Source organism: Actinomadura sp. NPDC048032 (assembly GCF_040653175.1).
GTDB lineage: Bacteria > Actinomycetota > Actinomycetes > Streptosporangiales > Streptosporangiaceae > Spirillospora > Spirillospora verrucosospora.
In genome coordinates this window covers 1-1410 of the sequence record NZ_JBEZJP010000792.1, presented here as the reverse complement: position 1 = coordinate 1410, position 1410 = coordinate 1, and the positions used below count along the sequence as shown (strand labels likewise).

General features: G+C 71.4%; 1 protein-coding gene. It reads left to right on the top strand.

Annotated features, from left to right (window positions below):
- Positions 1-91: 91 nt before the first annotated feature.
- The gene (locus tag AB0C69_RS42250; protein WP_360362572.1) at positions 92-1369 is read left to right on the top strand and encodes a beta-ketoacyl-[acyl-carrier-protein] synthase family protein; all 1278 of its coding nucleotides are present in this window, start codon (positions 92-94) and stop codon (positions 1367-1369) included.
- The last annotated feature ends 41 nt before the right edge of the window (positions 1370-1410 follow it).

Genomic DNA, 1410 nt, shown 5'->3' with positions numbered 1-1410 from the left:
ACACCGCCTAATCACGTGGTTCCGCGGCATGCCGAGGCGATAGTGGGCTCACCGGAGTCCTTGCCTTGGATCATGCCCAACGAAAAGGGCGGTGAAGAGCCAGACCAGGGTCGTCGTGACCGGTCTCGGTGCAACGACCCCACTCGGCGGCGACATGCCGTCGACCTGGTCCGCCCTGCTCGCCGGCGAGTCCGGTATCCGCAAACTGGACTGGGAGGGGGTCGAGGACCTGCCGGTCCAGTTCGCCGCGACCCTGAAGGTCGACCCGTCCGAGGTGATGCCGAAGCAGAACCTGCGGCGGCTCGACCGCAACCAGGCGATCGCGCTGATCGCGGCGCGGGAGGCGTGGACGTCCGCCGGGTTCGCCGTGCCGACGGGCGGCAAGGGACAGAAGGGCATGGAGCGCCCCGGGGTCGAGGGCGGCTACACCGTGGACGGCGAGCGCCTCGGCGTGGTGCTGTCCAGCGGCATCGGCGGCCTGCACACCGCCCTCAACAGCTATGACGTCTTCCGGGAGAAGGGCTGGTCGCGGGTCTCGCCCTTCACCGTCCCGATGCTGATGCCGAACGGCGCCTCCGGGCACGTCGGCATCGAGTTCGGCGCGATGGCCGGCTCGCACGCGCTGGTCAGCGCCTGCGCGTCCAGCGGCGAGGCCGTCGGGTACGCCATCGACATGATCCGCGCGGGCCGCGCCGACGTGGTGATCTGCGGCGGCACCGAGTCGTGCATACACCCGCTGCAGATGGCCTCGTTCGGGGCCATGCGCGCGATGTCGACCCGCAACGAGGAGCCGTCGCGCGCGTCCCGGCCCTACGACAAGAACCGCGACGGCTTCGTGCTCGGCGAGGGCGCCGCCGTGATGATCCTCGAATCCGAGGAGCACGCCCGCGCCCGCGGCGCGGAGATCCACGGCATCGCCGCGGGCTGCGGCTACTCCGGCGACGCCTACGACATCGTGCTGCCCGACCCGTCCGGCTCGGGGCAGGCCAAGGCGATGCAGCGGGCCCTCAAGGACGCGGGCCTGGAGCCCTCCGACCTGGTGCACATCAACGCGCACGCCACCTCCACGCCCGCCGGGGACGTCGCGGAGCTCGCCTCCATCAAGGCGGGGCTCGGCGAGGAGGCCGCGCGCCAGGTGGTCATCACCGCGACCAAGTCGATGACCGGGCACCTGCTCGGCGGCGCGGGCGCGCTTGAGTCGATCTTCACGGTCCTCGCGCTCAAGGAGGGCCGCGTCCCGTTCGTGGCCAACCTGGAGGACCTCGACGACGAGGTCGACCTCGACATCGCGCGCGACGAGCCCCGCAAGCTCCCGGACGGTCCGGCGGCGGCGCTCAACAACTCGTTCGGATTCGGGCGCCGGCCATGACCGGGCACGGCTGATCCTGCCGCAGCTGCAGCTGGACGATC